Source organism: Flavobacterium sp., from assembly GCF_027482425.1.
GTDB lineage: Bacteria > Bacteroidota > Bacteroidia > Flavobacteriales > Flavobacteriaceae > Flavobacterium.
Genome location: NZ_JAIXWA010000074.1, coordinates 1 through 17,197, shown reverse-complemented (window position 1 = coordinate 17,197; position 17,197 = coordinate 1). Strand labels below are relative to the sequence as shown.

General features: G+C 39.6%; 15 protein-coding genes. 6 read left to right on the top strand and 9 right to left on the bottom strand.

The features are described 5' to 3' along the window. Position 1: 1 nt before the first annotated feature. Genes Q0037_RS10870 through dapF form a run of 4 tightly spaced genes read right to left on the bottom strand, consistent with a single transcriptional unit; the run spans position 2 to position 3,288 of the window. The gene (locus Q0037_RS10870) at positions 2-910 is read right to left on the bottom strand and encodes a DUF2279 domain-containing protein (RefSeq protein ID WP_297518238.1); all 909 of its coding nucleotides are present in this window, start codon (positions 908-910) and stop codon (positions 2-4) included. Between the two features lie 2 nt (positions 911-912). Then, positions 913-1,947, bottom strand: a complete 1,035-nt coding sequence (gene mltG, locus Q0037_RS10865) for an endolytic transglycosylase MltG (RefSeq protein WP_297518235.1) — start codon at positions 1,945-1,947, stop codon at positions 913-915. After that, positions 1,934-2,485: a GNAT family N-acetyltransferase gene (locus tag Q0037_RS10860; RefSeq protein ID WP_297518232.1), complete on the bottom strand. Its 552-nt coding sequence runs from the start codon at positions 2,483-2,485 to the stop codon at positions 1,934-1,936. The genes mltG and Q0037_RS10860 overlap by 14 nt, the downstream gene beginning before the upstream one ends. Continuing rightward, entirely contained in the window at positions 2,485-3,288 is an 804-nt protein-coding gene (dapF, locus tag Q0037_RS10855) for a diaminopimelate epimerase (RefSeq protein ID WP_297518229.1), read from the bottom strand. Before dapF ends, Q0037_RS10860 begins: the two co-directional genes overlap by 1 nt. A gap of 134 nt (positions 3,289-3,422) precedes the next feature. Here dapF and Q0037_RS10850 point away from each other — a divergent pair, with 134 nt between their 5' ends. The 4 genes from Q0037_RS10850 (at position 3,423) to Q0037_RS10835 (ending at position 7,602) form a co-directional block, all read left to right on the top strand. Continuing rightward, on the top strand, positions 3,423-4,811 hold the full coding sequence (locus tag Q0037_RS10850; RefSeq protein ID WP_297518227.1) for a trypsin-like peptidase domain-containing protein: 1,389 nt from the start codon (positions 3,423-3,425) through the stop codon (positions 4,809-4,811). 152 nt (positions 4,812-4,963) lie between these two features. Then, the gene (locus Q0037_RS10845) at positions 4,964-6,412 is read left to right on the top strand and encodes a glyceraldehyde-3-phosphate dehydrogenase (RefSeq protein ID WP_297518224.1); all 1,449 of its coding nucleotides are present in this window, start codon (positions 4,964-4,966) and stop codon (positions 6,410-6,412) included. A 154-nt stretch (positions 6,413-6,566) separates the two neighbouring features. Next, on the top strand, positions 6,567-6,962 hold the full coding sequence (locus tag Q0037_RS10840) for a hypothetical protein (RefSeq protein ID WP_297518221.1): 396 nt from the start codon (positions 6,567-6,569) through the stop codon (positions 6,960-6,962). Between the two features lie 214 nt (positions 6,963-7,176). Continuing rightward, positions 7,177-7,602: a hypothetical protein gene (locus Q0037_RS10835; RefSeq protein WP_297518218.1), complete on the top strand. Its 426-nt coding sequence runs from the start codon at positions 7,177-7,179 to the stop codon at positions 7,600-7,602. Positions 7,603-7,690: 88 nt separating this feature from the next. Here Q0037_RS10835 and Q0037_RS10830 read toward each other — a convergent pair whose 3' ends face one another. The 5 genes from Q0037_RS10830 to Q0037_RS10810 form a co-directional block, all read right to left on the bottom strand. Further along, positions 7,691-9,958, bottom strand: a complete 2,268-nt coding sequence (locus tag Q0037_RS10830) for an aconitate hydratase (protein WP_297518216.1) — start codon at positions 9,956-9,958, stop codon at positions 7,691-7,693. A 202-nt stretch (positions 9,959-10,160) separates the two neighbouring features. Further along, on the bottom strand, positions 10,161-10,517 hold the full coding sequence (locus tag Q0037_RS10825; RefSeq protein WP_297518214.1) for a hypothetical protein: 357 nt from the start codon (positions 10,515-10,517) through the stop codon (positions 10,161-10,163). Then, positions 10,517-11,470, bottom strand: coding sequence for a MoxR family ATPase (locus tag Q0037_RS10820; RefSeq protein WP_297518211.1), 954 nt, complete (start codon positions 11,468-11,470; stop codon positions 10,517-10,519). The genes Q0037_RS10825 and Q0037_RS10820 overlap by 1 nt, the downstream gene beginning before the upstream one ends. 15 nt (positions 11,471-11,485) lie before the next feature. Next, a complete protein-coding gene (locus Q0037_RS10815) occupies positions 11,486-12,889 on the bottom strand; it encodes a peptidylprolyl isomerase (protein WP_297518208.1) in 1,404 nt (467 codons plus the stop codon). A gap of 6 nt (positions 12,890-12,895) precedes the next feature. Continuing rightward, positions 12,896-14,872, bottom strand: coding sequence for a peptidylprolyl isomerase (locus tag Q0037_RS10810; RefSeq protein WP_297518205.1), 1,977 nt, complete (start codon positions 14,870-14,872; stop codon positions 12,896-12,898). Positions 14,873-15,065: 193 nt separating this feature from the next. Between Q0037_RS10810 and Q0037_RS10805 the strand changes: the two genes are divergently transcribed. Both Q0037_RS10805 and Q0037_RS10800 read left to right on the top strand, forming a co-directional pair. Beyond that, positions 15,066-16,655, top strand: coding sequence for a peptide chain release factor 3 (locus Q0037_RS10805; protein ID WP_297518204.1), 1,590 nt, complete (start codon positions 15,066-15,068; stop codon positions 16,653-16,655). Between the two features lie 108 nt (positions 16,656-16,763). Further along, on the top strand, positions 16,764-16,976 hold the full coding sequence (locus Q0037_RS10800) for a hypothetical protein (RefSeq protein ID WP_297518201.1): 213 nt from the start codon (positions 16,764-16,766) through the stop codon (positions 16,974-16,976). Positions 16,977-17,197 lie beyond the last annotated feature (221 nt).

Genomic DNA, 17,197 nt, shown 5'->3' with positions numbered 1-17,197 from the left:
CTTAAAAGTAAATCCAATGCCCAATCCACTTTCCGGAGGCTTGATATTCAAGGGTTGGCGCTGGAATTTTCACCACATTAAAGAGTGAAAAAAGGGTCTTTAAAAGTCTATTATTTGTGCGTATTTTGGTTAGATTAATATCCAAACTAAGATAAAACTGCCGCTGACGCATATCATTGGCTCCTTCTAAAAGCGCTACTGACTCACTCCGTCCGGCGAGCATTCCGTCGGCTCCATATCCAAAGGCAATGTTAAGCCAAGGTGGAATTTTTGTGGATTTAAAAAAATCGGCTAGCGTAAACGACAACCAGTACGTTTGTCCATTATAATCTTTGAGCAGTTGCTCTTGAAAACTTGCTCCTAAAATAGTGGGGCGTTGCGACGCAAAATGGGTTTGTTGGAAGGAAAACTTGGGAACAATTCGCTGCTCCTTCCACAGCAATTCTTGCCCCACATACAAAGCCGTTCCTGACGTATTGGCAATAACATCACCCCAGGAGGCACCCCATTCGGCAGAAAACCCATCAAAAACCTCCACAACCGTCATAAAAGCTAAAGCGGAGGCAGAACCATAGAGCAACTGACTTTTGGACGACATGCCTGCCCAGCGAAACGATTCGGCGCCCAATCGACTTAAATGGTAACAGGAAAACACATGACCTGCTTTATCCATTTGTAGCCAATCATCATTGTCATTTATGAAATGAAATTGCGATTGGGGATACGCTTTGTACCATAATTGATGGAGACCAACCAATGCCGACGTTGCTAATCCAGCGGTAGAAAGAACAACGGCATTTCTACGCGGAATATGTAAGGTGTCCGATGGTTTTAGAAATGAAAACGGTTCCTGTTGTGCATAAAGACTCCCTGAAAAGAGTCCAATAAATAAAAGCAACCACCGAAACATTCCTAGCGAATTGTACCCGTTGAATTAATCCAGTCGGCGTAACGTTTTGCATTGACTTGATGCTCTGCATAGGAAGACGCAAATTCATGATAACCAAAACGATCGACACTTGCACAGAAGAAGATAAAATTGTGTTTTTCAGGATGTAAGACCGCATCAATGGCGGAGATGTCAGGCATGGCAATCGGGCCAGGAGGTAATCCTGGAAACACATAGGTATTGTAGGGTGAGTCTAACGATAAATCGGCAAATAAAACCCTTTTAATCACTTGCGTAAAATCATTGGACTGTAACTTCAACGCATAAATAACTGTGGGATCCGCTTGCAATGGCATTCCTTGATTAAGACGATTCAAATAGGCACCAGCAACGCGAGGACGTTCATCTTTTTTAACGGTTTCTTTGTGTACAATGGAGGCAAGCGTAATCACTTCAACTGGAGACATCCCAAGTTTTTCAGCCTTAGCTACCCGATCGGCATTCCAAAAACGCTTGTATTCTTGGAGCATTTTATCGCGAAATTTCTCCGCCGAAACATTCCAATAAAATTCATACGAATTGGGAATGAACATCGCCATCACATTTTCTTTGGTAAAACCATTTTCTTTTAAAAATACACTATCCCGAAACACCTTCATAAGTTGGGTCGTATCGGGTTCAATCTGCTGACTAAAACGCACACACAAATCCTCCAAACGTTCTTGGTTGTTGAAGGTTAGTTTTACGGGTCTGTTGTGACGTAAAGCGGCCACCAAACCGAAGTTCCCCATTCCTTTCTCCAATAAAAACCGGCCGGGCTTCACATTTTTGTCGTAACGACGAAGCGCCGCCATATTTTCAAAACCGCCCATACCGTTGATGTAGGGCGCCATTATTTTTTTGACATCTTCAAAGGTAGACCCTGTAGGAATAGTAACCCATTTCTCATTTTCATTGAAAGTAGTATTGGAAGCAAAAAAACGCAGGTAACCCGCTATTCCTATAAGCAAAGCCAAACCTCCAAGGATGTAAAGTAGTTTTTTCTTATTCGCAAACATGTTCGTTGTTTTTGTTTTGAATCAATTGATAAAGTGCTTCATCCAAATACTGCCCGTTTCGATAAATCCAATCTTTTTTCAGGCCAATTTTTTGAAAGCCAAATGTAGTAAAAAGAGCTATGCTTGCGGTATTTTCTACGCTAATATTTGCATAGACTTGATGCAATTGTAGGTAATGAAAAGCATACTTGATCAATAACTCCAAGGCTTCTTTTCCTAGGCCCTTACCGCGATCATCTTCATTTTTGATAAGGATGCCAATTCCTGCACGTCGATGCACTGGGTCAAAATCGAAAAGATCAATCAAGCCAATAGCCGTCTCCGATTCCTGCAAACAAATGGCTAAACGAAGCTGTTTGACTTCAAAAATATCTTGATGCGCGTTTTCTAAATATTGCCGAATCAAAAACCGACTATAGGGCGTGAGGGTATGACTCACCTCCCAAATGGATTCGTCATTTTCAATAGCATATAAAAATTCTAAATCCTCAGGCTCTAAGGCACGTAGATAAACTGAATGTCCGCGTAATGTTTGCATCAGAGTTCTATTTTTCCTTCAAAAACAAAAGCAGCCGGTCCGATTAAATGCACTTGGGTGTATTTTCCATCCACTACCGTAAAGGAAACTTGTAGCTTCCCTCCTTCTACTTCTAAATCAATCCAAAAGGCATTCGTTTTTCCCAGCGCTTGCATGGCAATGGCAACGGCTGTAGCACCCGTTCCGCAAGACAGCGTTTCATCTTCTACTCCCCGTTCATAGGTTCGCAATCGAAAATGATTATCGCTCAATGGTTGCACAAAATTGACATTACTGCCCGCCTGTCCGTACAATTTTGAATACCGAATGGCTGCCCCTTCTTTTTTTACATCAAGCTGATTCAAATCGTCGACCAAGGTTACATGATGCGGCGAACCCGTGTTGAGAAAAACATAATCGGGTTGAAACGAAATTTCGTTTACATCTATCATTTGTAGTGAGACCACATCTGAATCGGAAATCGTTGCATGATGCAAACCATCAACAGCCAAAAAAGTAGCTTTCTCTTGTATAATGCCCAACTTTTTGGCAAAAGCGGTCAAACAACGCCCTCCGTTTCCACACATGCTACTCTCTTGTCCGTCGGCATTGTAATACACCATTTTAAAATCGACCTTTTCGGCAGACGAGTCGGTCAAATTTTCACTTTCTAACAGAATCAACCCATCGGCTCCAATGCCAAAGCGACGGTCGCACATATATTGGATGGTTTTGGTATCATTTTTGGGAAACGTGAGTTGACGGTTGTCAATCATTATAAAGTCGTTTCCTGTGCCGTGGTATTTGTAAAAGGGAATAGTCATTTTTATACGAACCTAAAGTACAAAGTTACAAATATTAAAGGCACGCCAAACAATGTTAAACGAGCGTTAAAGGAAAAATGACCACGTAATAATTTTATAATTTTGAGGTTAAATTGTATATAAAAATTTGATGTATGAAACGATATAGTGTGTTATTATTCCTAGCCTTTTTTAGTGGAGCGACCACTTTGGTAGGGTATAAACTATTTTTTGAATCCAATCGCAATGGGAATTCGATTGTGACTATGGCGCCTCAATATGGAGCACGAAATGTGGCCTTGGGAGCTGAAAATATAGATTTCACATCGGCTGCCGATCAAGCGGTACATACCGTAGTTCACGTTAAAAATGTTTCGGTTCGTACTGTTTACGACCCGATTCGTGAATTTTTTTATGGCTCGCGCGGCGGCATTCAACAAGAGCAAATCGGCACCGGTTCGGGCGTAATTATTTCGCAAGATGGTTATATTGTGACCAATAACCATGTCATCAAAGACGCCAATCAACTTGAGGTGACCTTAAACAATAAAAAGGTATACAAGGCGAAGTTAATTGGAACCGATTCTAAAATGGACATCGCTTTGTTAAAAATTGATGCCGATGAGAAACTCCCCTATGCTACCTTTGCTGATTCAGATCAAGTTCGTGTAGGGGAATGGGTGTTGGCGGTAGGAAATCCGTACAATCTAACCTCAACCGTAACAGCGGGTATTGTATCGGCAAAAGCGCGTAATTTGGACACCAATGGCATTCAATCCTTTATTCAAACAGATGCTGCGGTGAATCCTGGAAATAGTGGCGGTGCTTTGGTCAATACGCGTGGCGAGTTGATTGGAATCAATACGATGATTTCGTCCCCTACAGGAAGTTATGCGGGATACTCTTTTGCCGTACCTTCCAACATTACCCGAAAAATCATTGAAGACATCATGGAATTTGGGAATGTACAACGCGGTGTTTTGGGCGCCGTTGGAAATGAACTGAATGGGGTTCGTGCCAAAGAGTTGGGCATCAAGCAAACAGAAGGTTATTACATTACCAATGTGATTGAAAATTCGGGGGCGTCCAAAGCAGGCATCAAAAAAGGCGATGTTATTGTAAAATTGGACAACCAAAAGATAACTACGTATCCTGAGTTGACGGGTTATTTGAATACCAAACGACCCAACGACAAAATCAATGTTACGGTTATTCGAGAAGGTCAAACAAAGGTTATTCCAGTTACCTTAGTTAAAAACGATGTAATCAATACAGAATTTAGAGGTTTGGAATTGGAAAATCTATCGGCAGCCGATAAAAAAAGATACAACATTGAATCGGGAGTGCGGATTAAAAATGTGACCAATGAGCGATTACTACCGTACAAAGACGAACTGATTGGTAGTATTATTTTGAGTATTGATAATACGAACGCGGCCGATGTAGAGGCAGTATCCAAAATGCTCGGAAACAAAGATGACCGCGAAGGCGCTAGTATCCGTTTACTTACCAAAAATGGTCAGATTTTACGCTTTATTATTTAACAAAAATCTCGAAGACAAAACAATAGCCATTCGAATGTACGGGTGGCTATTTTTTTTGAAAAAAATGTTTCAAATAATTTTACGAAAACGTTATCGTTAATTACTTTTGCACCAAATTCAAAAAAACACAACTCCACTTTATCTTTTCAATCATGACAACAAACCAACAGTACGAAAAGGAACTTGCTTTTCAAGTTGACCGAAGAAAAGCAGCCATCGACATCATCAAAATTGTGAGTGATTTATGGTATGATAAATCCATAGAGTTAATCTTCTTCCGCAATCCTTTGTTGAATCGAAATGTTAGCGATGTAATGAACTTGCATGAATATGCGGGGGAATTCATTCAAAAACCGATTAATGTTTTTGATACTGTTGAAATTGCAAAAGCCTTATCTAATCTTGATTTACCGCCATCGCGAATTGACATTGGGAAGCTTACTTTCGAATTTCATTTAGAGACTAATACCGTTCACGATCCACGTGCTTTTGTGATTGATCGTCTAAAAGACTCCAAAAAATCACAGGAAATCAAACCTAAAGATGTGGTGTTGTATGGTTTTGGCCGTATTGGTCGTTTACTCGCTCGAGAAATGATGAGTAAAATTGGTAAAGGCGAGCAATTGCGTTTACGCGCCATCGTAACCCGTGATCGCAACGATGCGCAGTCGTTGGAAAAAAGAGCTTCATTGTTGCGTTATGACTCAGTACATGGCGATTTTGAAGGATCTGTTTCTGCCGATATCGATAATAATGCACTTGTTATCAATGGAACAACGGTACATATCATCACAGCCTCAGGTCCCGAGGAAATTGATTATACCCAATTCGGGATTGAAGATGCTTTAGTCATTGATAATACGGGGGCGTTTACTACAGAGGAAGCGTTAAAAAGACATTTGATATCCAAAGGCGTTGAAAAAGTATTGCTTACAGCGCCTGGAAAAGGTGTGCCCAATATTGTTCACGGAGTAAATCACAACGATTACAATCCGGATGAAGTTAAAATTTATTCCGCAGCGTCGTGTACCACTAATGCAATCACACCCGTTTTGAAAGCCATTGAAGATACCCTTGGTGTAGTGAAAGGACATTTAGAAACAATACATGCCTACACCAACGATCAGAATTTGGTAGATAACATGCACAAAAAATACCGTCGCGGAAGAGCAGCGGCTCTCAATATGGTGATTACCGAAACGGGAGCAGGAAGTGCTGTCGCAAAAGCCTTACCGAGTTTGGCTGAAAAACTGACTTCCAATGCGATTCGCGTTCCCGTGCCCAATGGCTCGTTGGTCGTATTGAATTTGGAAGTGGGAAAAACCACTACCGTTGAAGAAGTCAACAATATCATGCGGAAGTATGCCTTAGAAGGCGAATTAGTGGAGCAAATTAAATACTCGCTCAATAACGAATTGGTGTCTTCTGATATTGTAGGCACTTCAGCCCCATCAATTTATGACAGCAACGCTACAATCGTTTCAGGAGATGGAAAAAATATTGTGTTGTATGTGTGGTATGACAACGAATATGGATACAGTCATCAGGTTATACGCCTAGCAAAATACATTTCTAAAGTACGACGCTATACGTACTATTAATAGTTATTAATTCGTAAAAAAAAGTCCAGTGCTCCTTAAGCACTGGACTTTTTTTTGAAATAATCCGAAAAATACTACAATTCAACGCATTGTTGTTTCTTTTTTTATAAATTTTCTTACATTCGCTTTTAGATAGACCCCAAACTACTAATGTATGAAACAATGCACCACCCTAATGCTGCTGTTGTTTGCTTCATTGGCAACAGCACAAAACTCAGGTAATGAGCATAGCGTTAAAATGTATCGGTACGGCTATAATGGCATGGAATTGATAGCCACATCATCCAAAGAGACCATTATAGTGAGCACGTACAATTCAAAACTCAGCATCAAAGAAGACATTGCACAAAAGGTTTTCCACTATTATTGGGATAATTTACGCAATCATGTTTCCGAACCTGTAACAGTAACTATTGAAGGAGAAAATGCAAAAGTAACGGGTAAATGTGTAGTAATTAAAAAAGGAAAACTTACGGCAGTCGAGTTTCACTTTGAGAAAATCGAATGGCCAAATGGCATCATCGAAGTGCACCGAATGTATCAAGATTAAAAAATAGTCTACATATTTTTTTAAACTCCTCCAAGCGGGGAGTTTTTTATTACAGCAAAATATAAAGTAAGTATTTTATTACATTTATATACAATAATTACTTTTTATCGATTTTATTTTACTTTTATCGATTTTGTTCGTATACTTGATTCAAGAATGTGAACACGTTTAACAATTCAGCCCCAAATCGAATTGTAACTTAACCTACGAATCTATGCGATACATTATCATTCTTATTATGGGGATGATGAGTATGGGACAACGTTTTGCACAAGGGAACACAATCAAACCTTATGCTTATGGCAAAAATGGTATGGAATATATCGTTCGTTACCAAAGTGGTCATACTGTAATTGTAAGTACATTTCATGCTCGAGCAGATTTGGTGGAACCTATTTCCAAAGCGATGTTTCAATACTTTACCCAAAACAAACCCATCTCTGGAGCTTGGATTACGCTTGAAGTTGAGGGCGCTAAAGTATCGGGGAGTTGTATCATCAAAGAAATCGATCGGTTGACATCTGTGGAATTTCATTATGATACTGTAGTACGGAGCAATGGAATAACCGAGGTGTATAGACCCGTTCGTCCCGACGTCCCCACGAGTAGAGCACAAAGTGCTATTGCCATTGAACAATAATGCTCATATTATATTTTGTTTTAGGTTATTACGAAAAACGCCCCTTGTGCAAGGGGCGTTTTTTTATTGCAAATGTATTACTAACCGTTTAGGCTTTCCCAGCGGCAGCAATAAGATTCAAGGCTGAACCCGCTTTAAACCATTCGATTTGACCCTCATTGTAACTGTGATTAGCCAAGATCGTTTCTTTAGACCCATCAGCATGAACCACTTCAATTGATAAGGGCTTTCCTGGCGCGAATGCTGTCAAGTCCACAAAGTTGAATGTATCGTCTTCTAGGATTTTATCGTAATCAGCTTCGTTGGCAAAAGTTAGCGCCAACATCCCTTGCTTCTTAAGATTGGTTTCGTGAATTCGAGCAAATGATTTTACCAAAACAGCCGAAACCCCTAAGTGTCTTGGTTCCATAGCTGCATGTTCACGCGATGATCCCTCACCATAGTTTTGGTCTCCAACTACAATCGATGGAATACCGGCAGCTTTGTATGCACGTTGTACTTTTGGCACTTCATCATAGGCGCCAGTTAACTGATTTTTCACAGAATTTGCTTTTCCATTGAAAGCATTTTCAGCACCAATTAACATATTATTAGAAATATTATCCAAGTGACCACGGAAACGCAACCAAGGACCCGCCATCGAAATGTGGTCGGTGGTACATTTTCCAAACGCTTTAATCAACAACTTAGCTCCTGTAATGTTTTGTCCATTCCAAGGAGTAAAGGGATCCAATAATTGTAAACGCTCTGAAGTAGGCGAAACCACAACTTCAACAGCACTTCCGTCAGACGCAGGCGCTTGGTATCCTGCATCCTCTACATCAAAACCACGGTTGGGTAATTCATCACCCACAGGTGGATTTAATTTAATCGCTTCTCCGTTATCATTCAATAACGTATCGGTAATCGGATTAAAGTCCAAACGACCTGAAATAGCCAATGCCGCCACCATCTCAGGTGAAGTTACGAAAGCATGGGTGTTTGGATTTCCATCGGCACGTTTAGAAAAGTTACGGTTGAACGAATGCACAATGGTGTTTTTCTCGCCTTTATCAGCACCTTCACGATCCCACTGACCGATACAAGGACCACACGCATTCGTAAATACTTTGGTTCCCATTTTTTCAAAAGCAGCCAAAATACCATCACGCTCGATTGTAAAACGAATCTGCTCTGAACCTGGATTAATACCAAACTCGGCTTTTGGAGTAACATTATTCGCCACAGCTTGTTCAACAATAGAAACAGCACGTGACATATCTTCGTAAGAAGAGTTCGTACAAGATCCAATTAACCCCCACTCTACTTTCAATGGCCAACCATTTTTAGCGGCCTCATCTTTCATTTTTGAAACAGGTGTTCCGCGATCGGGCGTGAAGGGTCCGTTGATATGGGGCTCTAATTCCGAAAGATTAATTTCTATCAATTGGTCGAAATACGACTCAGGATTAGCATATACTTCAGGATCGGCTGTCAAATACGAAGCTACTTGATCGGCAGCATCAACTACATCTTGGCGACCCGTAGCAATCAAATAACGACGCATTGAATCATCATATCCAAAAGTCGAAGTAGTAGCTCCGATTTCGGCACCCATATTACAAATAGTTCCTTTACCTGTACAAGACATTGCTAAGGCTCCTTCGCCGAAATATTCAACAATAGCTCCCGTTCCACCTTTTACCGTTAGAATATCGGCCACTTTCAAAATTACATCTTTAGGAGCGGTCCAACCGTTCAATTTACCGGTAAGTTTTACCCCGATCAATTTAGGGAACTTCAATTCCCAAGACATGCCTGACATTACATCTACGGCATCAGCACCTCCTACACCAATAGCCAACATTCCTAAACCTCCTGCATTTACCGTATGTGAATCGGTACCAATCATCATACCGCCTGGAAAAGCATAATTTTCTAAAACGATCTGGTGAATAATTCCCGAACCTGGCTTCCAGAATCCGATACCGTATTTATTTGAAACGGAAGATAAGAAATCAAATACTTCTTTGGATTGAGAATTGGCTACCGCTAAGTCCGTTTTTGCACCCACTTTGGCTTGGATCAAGTGGTCACAGTGAACCGTTGTTGGAACGGCTACTTTTGATTTCCCTGCATGCATGAATTGTAACAATGCCATTTGTGCGGTTGCATCTTGACAGGCTACCCGGTCTGGTGCAAAATCAACATAATCTTTTCCTCTTGAAAAAGCTTGCGAAGGAGTTCCTTCCCATAAGTGAGCATATAAAATCTTTTCCGAAAGTGTAAGCGGACGACCTACCAATTCACGTGCTTTATCCACACGTTGCGGCATGTTGGCATACACCTTTTTTATCATTTCAATATCAAAAGCCATACATAAAGGTTTATTTGTTTGCAACGCAAATTTACGAAATCGATATTCTTTAAAAAATTTTTAATCAAATATCTTTATCGGAAGAAATAATTTGCTAAAACCATAGTATTGCTATATGATTTTTATTAAAAAGGGAATAATTGAAATAAAAATTAAAATAAGTTGATTTTTTTAACTAAAAAAATAGAGTGAAGAAGAACCGTTATAAATTCATTTCCTTTTTTAGGGCTTTATAAACCAAGGAAAGACCCGAAAACAAAGTGATTAAAACAAGAATTAATATAAAATAGAGCATTGCATTCAAACCTTGCCCCTCCGAACGATTGGTCCAAATTTGAAAAAACACATAGGTGTAATAGCCTGAGAAAACGAAAGCACTACCCGCTAGAAGAAATTGAAGCATGCGCTTTTTCCAAAAAATACTGATGCCTATAATGAGTCCGACTAGCAAGGCAGGATAATAAACGGTTCCAGAACCCAAGTAATGCTCTAGAAACCAAAAAAGAGCCACTCCAAAAAGCAGGAATTCTGGAATCAATGCAACGAACTTTCGTCCCATTACAACAGTTTTTGAATAATCATTTCTTCAGTAATTCCCTCCGCATCGGCTTTATAATTCTTAATGATACGGTGACGTAAAATACCTTCTGCCACCGCTTGAACATTCTCACGATCAGGGGAAAACTTTCCTTGAAATGCGGCATGGGCTTTGGCCGCTAAGATTAAATTTTGAGAAGCCCGAGGACCTGCGCCCCAATCCAAATAATTCTTCACATAGGCGTCGGCCATAGTGCCACCGGGGCGGGTTTTATTGACCAAACTCACCGCATACTCAATCACATTATCCGCCACAGGAATACGGCGAATTAATTGTTGAAAATCGATAATCTCTTGAGCGGTAAATAAGGCATTGATTTCGGGCTTTTGGTCGTTGGTGGTGGACTTAACCACTTGAACTTCTTCCTCAAAAGTGGGATATTCTAGTTTGATCGCAAACATAAATCGGTCCAATTGCGCCTCAGGCAAAGGATAGGTTCCTTCTTGCTCGATGGGATTTTGGGTTGCCAACACAAAATAGGGCAAGTCCAATTTATGGTTAACCCCCGCAATAGTTACCGCACGCTCTTGCATCGCTTCTAAAAGTGCCGCTTGCGTCTTGGGTGGGGTTCGGTTAATTTCATCTGCCAAAATAATATTGGAGAAAACAGGACCTTTGATAAACTTAAATTGTCGGTTTTCATCCAAAATTTCACTTCCTAAAATATCAGAAGGCATCAAATCGGGTGTAAATTGTATCCGTTTAAAATGCAAGCCCAACGCCTGAGCGATGGTATTCACCATTAATGTTTTGGCCAAACCGGGAACCCCAACGAGTAAAGCATGCCCCCCTGAAAAGATACTAAGTAAAATTTGATCAACAACAGCATCTTGGCCGACAATCGCTTTTCCAATTTCGGTTTTTAACTGATTCCGTTTTTCGACAAGATTTTGAATAGCCGTTACATCTGACATAGGAATGCGTTTAAATTATTGTTTTAACCAATTGTTGGTGAATTTACAGTCGCGGTATTCCGCATTGATTTTGATATACGTTTCTTTGATTTTTTCATCAAACCACTTGGCGATCGCTTTTAACTGCTTTTCTTTTAGCGCAAGCTCACGAATCTTCGTGTAATCTTTACTAAAATCAGCCAAATGCTCCTCCATTTTGGAAGTAACTGACATAATGATGTAACGTTTTCCGTTGCGTCCGTCATCGTCAAATAATACTTGTGTCATTTCGCCCCCCTTCAAATTGGACACTTGTCCGTACATTTCGGGATCCATTTTGGTCAATTCAAAGTGGGTATCTTGCGTTTTGGGATTGATTAAAACGCCACCGTTGGCACGCGTCTCTTTTTCATCCGAAAACTTACGAGCCGCTTCCTCAAAAGTCAGCTCTTTATCGGCAATACGCTTCCGCACTAACTCTGCTTTTTCACGCGCCTCTTTGAGCGAAGCACTCGTTACTTTGGGTTTTAATAAAATATGGCGAATCTCTAAATCTTGACCGCGAATTTTTTCCAAGAAAATGATATGGTATCCAAATTCAGTTTCAAAAGGCTCCGAAATTTCCCCTTCCTGAAGTGAGAAGGCTACATCTTTAAACTCTTTGACAAAAGGTGTCTTTTTATTCATTTTATAATACCCTCCCGTCGAACGTGATCCTGGATCTTCTGTATATAAAACAGCTTTGGTAGTAAAACTTGCTCCGTTGAGGACTTCGTTTTTAATTTCCTTCAAGCGATCAATGACCACCTTTTTCTCTTCGTCACTTACTTTGGGATTGATGACAATTCGTGCGACTTCAACTTCAGCGCCAATAAGAGGCAGATCATCTTTGGAAAGACTTTTGAAAAAGGTGCGGGTTTCTTCTGGAGTAATTTCAACAGCACTTACAATTTTTTTAGTCATTTCTGAAGCCAACTGTTGCTGCTTAAGAATGTCAAACAATTCGGTACGGAACTCATCTTCATTGTCTTTCTTAAAGTATTTGACCACCGCATCCATGGATTTTAACTGTTCAACCATGTAGTCAATTTGTTGATTCATCCGTTCTTTGACATCTTCATCTTTCACTTGAATAGAATCTTGAATGGCTTGATGTGCATACAATTTTTCTTCCATCAATTTCCCAAGAATCTGACAGCGGGTAATATCCTTGGTGGATTGCCCTTGACTCTCAATTTCAAGATAGGTCTTGTCAATTTCAGAATCCAAAATATTATAATCACCCACTGTGGCGACAATACCATCGATACGTTTTTTTCGAATTTGTTTTTCTGTAGGTTTTTCAGGCTGCTTTTCGGGTATAATTTCCTGAGCAGACATAGCTACTACTGAAAAAAGGAAAACACTGAGGATTCGAAAGAAGGAAAGAGTATTATTCATGGATGTTTATTTCTTTATTTGTTGTTTTACCCGTTCAAAAACGTCATTATTCACCTTAATGGTAAACTCTTTCTTCAGTTCATTAATCCAATTTTGCTCGAGGTATTGTTGGTATTCGTTGGTCACGCGGCCTTTACATTCTTCCAACGTCTTAATCCCCGCAGGAATGACTTTTCGGATGCGTGTTACATAATAATATTCTCCTTTTTGAGAGACTTCGGTTACTTTAAGATCGGGACTCACATTTTTGGGAAGGGCATCAACCCCATCTTCATAAATCCCATCATACATCATTACATTTAACTTATCGGCCGTATTGAACTTGTCTTTAATCGCTTGTGCAGTGGCTCCTTTTTTTAACATCCCCATGACTTTTTTTATTACATCGGGTTGTGTAGAAGAAAATACTTCCGCATCATAACGCGTTTTCCAAACATATTTCTGCTTGTTGTTTTCGTAAAAAGCGGTTAGCCCTATAGTATCCGTTTTGGATCGTTGCCAAATCTCTTTTTCCATCAAATCAAATAAGAGTAATCCATCACGGTATTCATTCATAATTGCCGCAAATTCGGGATGGTCATTTTCTAAATTCTCGTTGTTATAAGTGGCACGCTGTTCATCCGCAAAACGATCAAAATAATAGTCGGCCAACTTCGTCACAGGCTTCAACCCAGCCGCATTTTTTTGTTGTGTGTAGAGGTAGTCCAAAAAGTTGCCCCCAGTAATTGCTTTTGTCCCCACGGTAAAAAGCGCACCTTGATACTTTGTCAAATCGGCAGGCATTTTCCACTCCCCTTTATAAAAACTATCATCAAGGGTTTTGACCAGTTCTTTATATAATTTATTATCCCGCTTCATCGGGTACTTTTGACGTAATTTTACCGCTAAAGCATCGCTTATTTTACGCGAGCGATCATCACGCGCTATTTTTGTTTCCAACTCAGCCTTCATTTCATCTTTACTGCGTAACGGATACTTTTCGTTGAATTTAACGATATGCCAACCGTATGCGGTTTCAAATGGCTTGGACAACGGCTGCTCTTTACTCAAAGAAAATGCTTCATTTTCAAAAAATTCAGAACTCAACTGACCCGAAGCAAATTTATTCAACAGACCGCCTTTGGTTGAGGATGATTTGTCTTCAGATAATTGTTTAGCCAACTCCTCGAAACTTTCACCTTGTTGTATTTTTTGATAAATCTCATCGATTTTAGTTTTGGCTTTTAAGGGATCCTCTCCCTCTTTCGGTTTGAGTACCATAATATGGGAAACCGAAATTTCTCCACGGTTATTTCGAATATCGTTTACTTTGATCAAGTGATACCCAAAACGAGAGCGTACCGGCAAGGATACTTTACCCAAAGATGTTTTGTACGCCCCGTTTTCGAAGGCATAAACCATTCGAAAGGCGGTAAAATAGCCTAAATTCCCTTTGTTTTCTTTCGCAGAAGGATCCTGAGAAGTTTCCTCAGCCACCGCACCAAAATCCTCACCTCCTTTGACAATACGATCACGAATGGCCATTGCTTTTTGATAAGTAGCTAGGGTATCGGCAGGGGCCGCGTTTTCATCTACCATCAATAAAATATGAGAAGCATTAACTTCTTTTTGCAAGCGCTCATACCCTTCATCCATCAAAGCTTGCGTAACTTTTGAATCCATTAAATAGGTCTTCGAAAGTTGCGTACGGTATGACTTTAATTCGTTTTGATAGGCACTTCCTTGTTGCAATCCTAATTTAAAAGCCTTGTTCACTTTCAACTTATATCCGATGTATAAGTCCAAATATTGATTCAAATCTTTTTGAGACTCATCTTTTACCAAATCTAAATTCTTACGGTATACACGTAAGAACTCGTCAGTGTAATACGGTTGTTCATTAATAGTAAAAAGAACTTCTTTGGCTGTATTTTGCTGCTGAGAATGTACCGATAAAACGGCAAAAAACACCAATAGTAGAGAGCTTATTTTCATTCGCATCATAGAAATTATTATTTTTTGTAAGCGCTTAAGAGCGTAAATTAGAATCAACAAAAGTAACAAAACAGCACTATTACACAAGGTTGTACCCGACTATTAACAAAAATTTATTAACACTATTTCAAGGGTGTTTTTCCACTTGGTTTGCATAACGTTTTGGCAAAGAAACACTATTTTTGCTGCCAATTTTAAAGTTATGAATTTTACACAGGAAATAGCGCGTAGACGAACGTTTGGGATTATTTCTCACCCTGATGCAGGGAAAACAACCCTAACCGAAAAACTTTTACTTTTTGGAGGAGCTATTCAAGAGGCTGGAGCAGTGAAAAGCAATAAAATAAAAAAAGGAGCCACCAGTGACTTTATGGAAATTGAGCGCCAAAGAGGAATCTCTGTGGCTACTTCGGTTTTAGCTTTTAACTATAAGGATAAAAAAATTAACATTCTAGATACCCCCGGGCACAAAGATTTTGCGGAGGATACCTTTCGAACGCTAACCGCAGTAGACAGTGTAATCGTGGTCATTGATGTGGCAAAAGGAGTTGAAGAACAAACAGAAAAATTGGTTTCCGTATGTCGCATGCGTAAAATCCCGATTATAGTGTTCATCAATAAATTGGATCGTGAAGGTAAAGATGCCTTTGATTTGATGGATGAAGTTGAGAAAAAACTCGGACTTCAAGTTACCCCAATGAGTTTTCCAATTGGAATGGGTTATGATTTTCAAGGGATTTATAATTTGTGGGAAAAGAATATCAATCTATTCAGTGGCGATAGCCGTAAAAATATAGAAGATGTTATTGAAATAAACGACATAAAAAGCAACGAACTCGATCAGGTGGTTGGTGAAAAAGCGGCTGCCAAATTACGTGACGAACTGGAACTGATTCAAGAAGTCTATCCCGAATTCAATCGTGAGGCCTATCTCGAAGGAAATTTGCAACCTGTCTTCTTTGGATCCGCGCTCAACAACTTTGGCGTGCGTGAGTTGTTGGACTGTTTTATTGAAATTGCACCGAGTCCAAGACCTAAAGAATCTGATACACGATTGGTGCAACCCGATGAAGAAAAGTTATCGGGATTTGTGTTTAAAATTCATGCCAATATGGACCCAAAGCATCGAGACCGATTGGCTTTTGTGAAGATTGTATCGGGCACCTTTGAACGCAACAAACCCTACACCCATGTTCGGCTGGAAAAAACATTGAAATTTTCGAGTCCAAATGCTTTTTTTGCTGAACGAAAAGAAATTATAGATATCTCCTATCCAGGGGATATCGTGGGCTTACATGATACCGGGAACTTCAAGATTGGCGATACATTGACAGAAGGTGAAATGATGAATTTCAAAGGAATTCCAAGTTTTTCGCCTGAGCATTTTCGTTACATCAACAATGCCGACCCCATGAAGGCAAAACAATTAGAAAAAGGGATCGACCAGTTAATGGATGAGGGGGTAGCGCAGTTGTTTACGTTGGAAATGAATAACCGTAAAGTTATTGGAACAGTTGGAGCCTTACAATATGAAGTTATTCAATACCGTTTGGAACATGAATACGGTGCCAAATGTTCGTACGAGAACTTCCCGGTTCATAAAGCATGTTGGGTGAAACCCGAAGATGCTAAAAATGAGGAGTTTGCCGAATTTAAACGCATCAAACAAAAATTTCTAGCGCAGGACAAATACGGACAATTAGTGTTTTTAGCTGATTCTGATTTTACGATACAAATGACACAAAGTAAATATCCTAGTGTGAAATTATTTTTCACATCGGAATCTGAATAACTAAAGGATTACTTTAATCGCTACTTAGTCCGTTTTAAACGATTTTTTGCCTATTTTAGATGTATTTTAAAAAATGATTCTATCTTTGTGCCATCAAAATCTGAAAAGATGAAAAATAAGTTAGTTTATTTAACCGTTTTAGGAATAGTTTTATTTAATACTATGACTACTTTTGCCCAAGAACCTGGAGATGAAGGTGACGGTGGCTTAGAGGGTAATGACCCTGCCCCTGCCCCTATAGATACAAAGTTATATATGTTGACGTTTGTAGCTTTGGTGTATGGATATTATCTTTTAAAAGGAAATAAAAGAAAAGCATAAAGAATTATACAGATAAAAAAAGGAGTTGTTTTTAAACAGCTCTTTTTTTTTGTGCCTTCAATACGACAAACTAATTTCTAAAACAACAAAAAATATAGCAATAAAAAAGGCCGCTCATTGAGCGGCCTAATTTATGAAGGTAATCTTTGGAATTAACGTTTCACCACGCGAAGTGTTTTCACATTCGTTCCTTGGGTTAAAATCACATTGTACACTCCCGC